This is a genomic window from Candidatus Melainabacteria bacterium RIFOXYA2_FULL_32_9, assembly GCA_001784615.1.
In the GTDB taxonomy this organism is placed as follows: Bacteria; Cyanobacteriota; Vampirovibrionia; order Gastranaerophilales; family UBA9579; genus UBA9579.
In genome coordinates, this window is the sequence record MFRQ01000128.1 from 1 (window position 1) to 5,776 (window position 5,776).

Consider the following 5,776-nt stretch of genomic DNA (forward strand, 5'->3'; position numbering starts at 1 on the left):
ATAGCAGCAACTACTCCCAACTGAGTATATCTATCCATTCTTTTAGCTTCTTTTTTATCCATATAGAGAGCCGGATCAAAATCTGTTACCTCACCACCTATTCTGACGGAATGTTTGCTTACATCAGTGATGGTAATAGGCTTTATTCCGCTCTCACCTTTTGTCAATTTATCCCAGAACAAGTCACGGCCTACTCCGAATGGACTTACAATTCCCATTCCAGTGACAACAACTCTTCTGGTATTTTTATTCATCATAATTACCTATCTACCAATTTTCTCTTACGCTGAATGACCTTCAATGTAATTTACAGCATCTTTAACTGTAATGATTTTTTCTGCTTCTTCGTCTGGAATTTCAATACCGAATTCTTCTTCAAAAGCCATTACTAATTCTACTGTATCTAATGAATCAGCACCTAAATCAGCAGTAAAACTAGCATCTGCTGTAACTTCTGATTCTTCAACACTTAACTGTTCTACTACTACTTTTTTTACTCTGTCTAATATTGCGGAACTCATTTTCTTTTCTCCTTTTTTACTATTAACCACTAACTACTAGAACATATTATGAGTTTTATTTATTTTATCACAAATCATTTTGTTAAATCCGTACGTCTTTGTCCACTTAAATCTAGTTATTGTAAATCTTTATTAATTACAAAAACTAGATTATATCACTAAACCACCGTCAACACCTATAACCTGGCCGGTTATATATGTACCTGTTGTTACAAGGAATGTAACAACAGCTGCTATATCTTCAGGTTGGCCTAATTTACCAAGAGGAATTCTTTCAGCAATTTTTGCTGTATCTAAATGTTGTGTCATTGGTGTATCAATGAATCCTGGAGCTATAGCATTAACGGTAATTCCACGTGATCCAAGTTCTTTTGCAAGAGTTTTTGTCATTCCGATAGCACCAGCTTTAGCCGCTGCATAGTTAACCTGGCCTGGATTACCGTTGACACCTACTATACTAGCCATATTAATAATACGACCTGTTCTTTGTTTCATCATAACTTTTGCAACTGGTTTTGTTACAAAGAATATACTGTTTAAATTGGTATTGATTACACTTAACCAGTCTGCATCTGACATTCTGATTAAAAGTCCGTCTCTGGTAATACCTGCATTGTTAACAAGAACATCAATTCTTCCATATTCACTAACAATTTCATCTACCATTTTTTGCACAGATGCACTGTCAGTCACATCAGCAGCAATGGCTTTTGCTTCTCCGCCTAATTCTTGGATTTCTTTTACTACAGAATTTGCATCATCATCGCAGCCAGGATAGTAATTGATAATAGCAACATATCCTATCTTAGCAAGTTCTACTGCGCAAACTTTACCTATGCCTCTTGATGCACCTGTGACTAAAGCAATTTTTTTTATATCACTCATAACTCAAACCCTTATACTAAACTGTTACCTGTATATTTAACGTATTGATTACTTCTTCTAATGTAGCCATATCTGCTACATTATATACTTTAGCTGGCCTTGATATTTTCTTAACCATACCAGATAAGACTTTACCTGGCCCTATTTCTATGAAAGTATCAACACCCTGCTCTATCATGTAGCTAATGCTTTGTTTCCAATATACCGATGAATAAATTTGATCTACCATTTTTAAAGAGAATTCTTCTTTTTTAGTTGTTGGTTTTGCATCGACATTGGTAATAACTGGAACTGTTGCATCTTTGATATTAAAATTAGCTACCCAATCAGCAAACTGATCTGATGCTTCTTTCATTAAAGGTGAATGGAAAGCTCCACTAACTGCGAGTGGAATTACTCTTTTTGCGCCTATTTCTGAAGCAACTTGATTTGCAGCTTCAACAGCTTTAACCTCACCTGTAATTACTGTTTGATCAGGAGTATTATAATTTGCAACGGTAACTATACCATGAACTGAAGCTTTTTTTAACATTTCAGCTAATTTTTCATCATCCATACCTAGAATAGCTGTCATACTACCAGCTTGTGCCTGGCTCATTAATTCAGATCTTCTTTGAACAAGTTTAATTACGTCTTCCAGTTCAACTACACCTGCTGCATACAATGCTGCATACTCACCAAGACTGTGACCAGCTACATAATCAGGCTTTATACCTGTTTTTTCTTTTAATAATAAATAAGCAGCTATAGATACAGCTAAGATACCCGGTTGAGTATTAATTGTTTGTTTCAAATCTTCTTCAGGACCTTCAAAACAAATACCTGAGAGATTTTTGCCTAATACTTCATTAAACTGGTTAAATATTTTTTTTGCAGTTTCTGAGGAATTGTAAAAATCCAACCCCATACCTACATATTGTGATCCCTGTCCGGGAAATATAAATGCAATTTTACTCATTCTCACTCACCTAAGTTACTTATTGGCTTAATCGTTTATCTTTAGCTCTCCAGTTAACAATTGCAGTTCCCCAGGTTAAACCTGCTCCAAAACCGCACATTACCATCCTTGAAGGTGTGGACACTTTATTTCCTAAAGCTTCTGTTAAAGCTATAGGAATAGAAGCTGTAGATGTATTACCATATTTATCAAGATTAACTATTACTTGATCTTCTTTAAGATTTAATCTTTCTGTTATAGCTTGTACTATACGCATATTAGCCTGATGCGGAATTAAATAATCGATATCATCAATACTTAATCCAGCTGCATTAATAGCATTAAGAATTGATTCAGGTACAACTCTTACTGCAAATTTATATATTTCACGTCCATTCATATCCACATGTTGTTTTTTCTCAGTCTTAGGCTCTACTAATGGACAGTTTTTGCCATTTAACGGGATTTTTAATTCACTTGCCTTAGAACCATCAGCGTGCATATCTATTGCTAAAATATCATTTATATCATCTTCGGATTTTTTAACAATTAATGCACCAGCACCATCTCCAAATAATACACAGGTTCCTCTATCATTCCAGTCTAAAAATCTGGAATGTACATCAACACCTATTAATAAAACTGTATTATATGTACCTGCCATTATAAAGTTTCTGGCTATATTTAATCCATAAATTAAACCACTGCAAGCAGCAACAACATCGAAAGCAGCGGCATTGGTCGCACCTAAAGCACCTTGCACTTCGCATGATGTTGATGGATACAGTGCATCAGGCATAGAAGTTGCAGTAATTATTAAGTCTATTTCTTTTGGATCAATACCTGCATACCCAAGAGCATCTTTAGCTGCATTTATAGCAAGTGATGCCGCAGTTTCATCTCCACTTACTACTCTTCTTTCTTTTATTCCTGTTCTGGTAACAATCCACTCATCATTTGTATCAACAATTTTTGCTATATCATCATTTGTTACTACTGTTTCAGGGACATATTTACCAATACCAATTATACTTACAGGATTTAATTCTTTGCCGTTTATCATATTTTATTCAACTCATACATATTAGCTATTTTACCGTTTATATCAGCCTCAACAGCTTCTTTAGCAACTCTTATTGCATTTTTAATTGCATATGCTTTGCTGCCACCGTGACTGATTACACATACACCTTTAATTCCTAAAAGCAATGCTCCGCCGTATTCTTCATAATCGGATTTCTTCTTTAATTTTAAAAATGCTGGCTTTGCTATTGCAGCACCAAGTTTTGTCCATATAGAGGCATTTAATTCATCTTTTAATATCTTAATTATCATGTTTGCAACGCCTTCAGCAACTTTTAGTGTAATATTGCCTACGAAACCATCGCAAACTACAACATCAGAAACACCCATGAATAACTCTCTTCCCTCTATGTTTCCGATAAAGTTAATATTGTCCTGATGTTGTGCAAGGAGTTTATATGTATTTTGGGTTAGTGGATTGCCTTTACCGGACTCACCACCTATATTAAGTATACCAACACGAGGATTATCAACACCATACACACACTTTGAAAATATACTTCCCATTACTGCAAATTGATAAAGCATATGAGCTTCACAGGAGCTGTTTGCTCCCGCATCAATCATAATAGCAGGTTTTTTCATTGTTGGCATTGTAACCGCAATTGCCGGTCTATCAATTCCTGGTAATCTACCTAGGCCAAATAGACTTGCAGCCATAGCTGCTCCTGTACTACCAGCAGCAACTAAAGCCTGAGATTCACCTTTTGCCACTGCATCTACAGCAATTACTATAGAAGAGTTTCTTTTTCTTCTTATAGCTGTACCAGGAGACTCATCCATTTCAATAACTTCATCTGCTTGAGTCAATTTTATATCAAGCCCACTGGTATCGTGCTTTTTAAGTTCTTTTTCGATGATGTCTATTGGTCCAACAAGTTGTAGTGCAACATTATATTCTCTCGCACCGATTACTGCTCCTTTGATAATTTCAATCGGAGCATAATCCCCACCCATTGCATCTATTGCGATCCGTATTGACATTTTCGTTTTCTATTCTTCTTTTAACTTTTTGCTGGCAGGCTCTTTGCCATAATAACCGCATAAACCACATACTGTATGAGAAAGTTTAGCTTCTCCACAATTTTGACACTTAGCTATTGTTGGGGTTTCTGCTTTCCATTTTGATCTTCTGTGCCCTTGGGCTGAGCTACCGGTTTTCTTCTTTGGAACTGCCATGACTTACACCTTACTTTCTATCTATTATTGTTCTTATTTTTTTATTGTTCATCTGATTCCTGCTCAGATAGTTTTTTAAATACTTCTAATCTGGGATCAGCAGGTTTTTCTATTTGTAGCTCCTGAAATTCTTTAGTTCCAGGACACTCTTCCTGACATAAATTTTTACTAGGAATACTTAGTATTATACTTTGATATATTAAATCTGTTACGTCAATTTCATTCCTACCTTTTAATTCTTCCACAAAATTTTCTTGAGTCAACTCGATTTCTTTTGCAGAAGATAAATTGCCTTTAATGAATACCTCATCAATATTCACATCAACATGGTAAGGATAATTAACCATACATCTGTCACATTCCAACATCATGTCTGTTTCAACGTGACCTTCTACTTGAACACCACTAGGAATTAACCTGGCAGTTACTTCTCCATCAACAGGCTGATCATTACCGAGCTCATTTATTACTTCATTAAACTCAAGTGTAAGTTGACCTTCTGGTGTATTTGATAATTCTTCAATATTTATCTTCAATCTTGAATCTCTCTATCTTTTTCTTGAATAATCAAAATTTTAGACTAATTATCCACTAACCTGATGACTATTACATTTTATTTGCAAGAAAACTTTTGTCAACTTGCATTTTTATTAAGTTAATTCATTTAACTTAATAAAATATTCGTAAATTTCTTATTTATTTGATATTTCTATAAAAATTAATTTAAATTAATTTTTATTTATATTTTTTCTTAAGTCTTAATATTCTTTGTTTTGCATCAGAAAATCTTTCAGCGCCGGGAATTTCTTTAAGAAATTTTTCATATGCATCTATAGCTTCTTCAGCTCTGTCTAGATTTTCAAGAACTATGCCAAGGTTATAATATGCTTGATAATATGACGGGTTAAGCTCAATAACCTTCATTGTAGCTTCATATGCTTCTTGGTATCTGCCTGATTCCTTATAAGCTATACCTAATCCAAGATGTGCATCTAATGATTTAGGATTTTGCTGAATAGCAAGATTATAGAAATAAATAGCTTCATTAAAATTGCCTGAAACCAGCCTTGAATTAGCTTTACTATATAAAGCCCTATAATCATTAGTATTTTGTGATAATACCGGGCTAAGAAATAAAGCAAATGAAATCAATATAAGACTTAAAATAAAA

At 34.3% G+C, this 5,776-nt stretch carries 8 protein-coding genes and 1 pseudogene; all 9 read right to left on the reverse strand.

Annotation, left to right across the window (positions count from 1 at the left end):
- The 9 genes and pseudogenes from A2255_05365 to A2255_05405 all read right to left on the reverse strand — a co-directional run bounded on the left by A2255_05365 (position 1) and on the right by A2255_05405 (position 5,757).
- Positions 1-254 (reverse strand): annotated as a pseudogene (locus A2255_05365) (beta-ketoacyl-[acyl-carrier-protein] synthase II).
- Between the two features lie 27 nt (positions 255-281).
- The gene (locus A2255_05370) at positions 282-521 is read right to left on the reverse strand and encodes an acyl carrier protein (protein ID OGI18041.1); all 240 of its coding nucleotides are present in this window, start codon (positions 519-521) and stop codon (positions 282-284) included.
- Between the two features lie 150 nt (positions 522-671).
- Positions 672-1,406, reverse strand: a complete 735-nt coding sequence (locus tag A2255_05375) for a 3-oxoacyl-[acyl-carrier-protein] reductase (protein OGI18042.1) — start codon at positions 1,404-1,406, stop codon at positions 672-674.
- Between the two features lie 16 nt (positions 1,407-1,422).
- Positions 1,423-2,364 (reverse strand): [acyl-carrier-protein] S-malonyltransferase, encoded by a 942-nt coding sequence (locus A2255_05380; protein OGI18043.1) that lies wholly within the window; start codon positions 2,362-2,364, stop codon positions 1,423-1,425.
- A 19-nt stretch (positions 2,365-2,383) separates the two neighbouring features.
- Positions 2,384-3,406 carry a hypothetical protein gene (locus A2255_05385; protein OGI18044.1) on the reverse strand — a complete coding sequence of 341 codons (1,023 nt, stop codon included), beginning with the start codon at positions 3,404-3,406 and terminating at the stop codon, positions 2,384-2,386.
- Positions 3,403-4,404 (reverse strand): hypothetical protein, encoded by a 1,002-nt coding sequence (locus tag A2255_05390; protein ID OGI18048.1) that lies wholly within the window; start codon positions 4,402-4,404, stop codon positions 3,403-3,405. The genes A2255_05385 and A2255_05390 overlap by 4 nt, the downstream gene beginning before the upstream one ends.
- Positions 4,405-4,419: 15 nt before the next feature.
- Positions 4,420-4,605 (reverse strand): 50S ribosomal protein L32, encoded by a 186-nt coding sequence (locus tag A2255_05395; GenBank protein ID OGI18045.1) that lies wholly within the window; start codon positions 4,603-4,605, stop codon positions 4,420-4,422.
- A gap of 41 nt (positions 4,606-4,646) precedes the next feature.
- Positions 4,647-5,141 (reverse strand): hypothetical protein, encoded by a 495-nt coding sequence (locus tag A2255_05400; protein ID OGI18046.1) that lies wholly within the window; start codon positions 5,139-5,141, stop codon positions 4,647-4,649.
- A gap of 199 nt (positions 5,142-5,340) precedes the next feature.
- Entirely contained in the window at positions 5,341-5,757 is a 417-nt protein-coding gene (locus tag A2255_05405) for a hypothetical protein (protein OGI18047.1), read from the reverse strand.
- Positions 5,758-5,776: the final 19 nt, after the last annotated feature.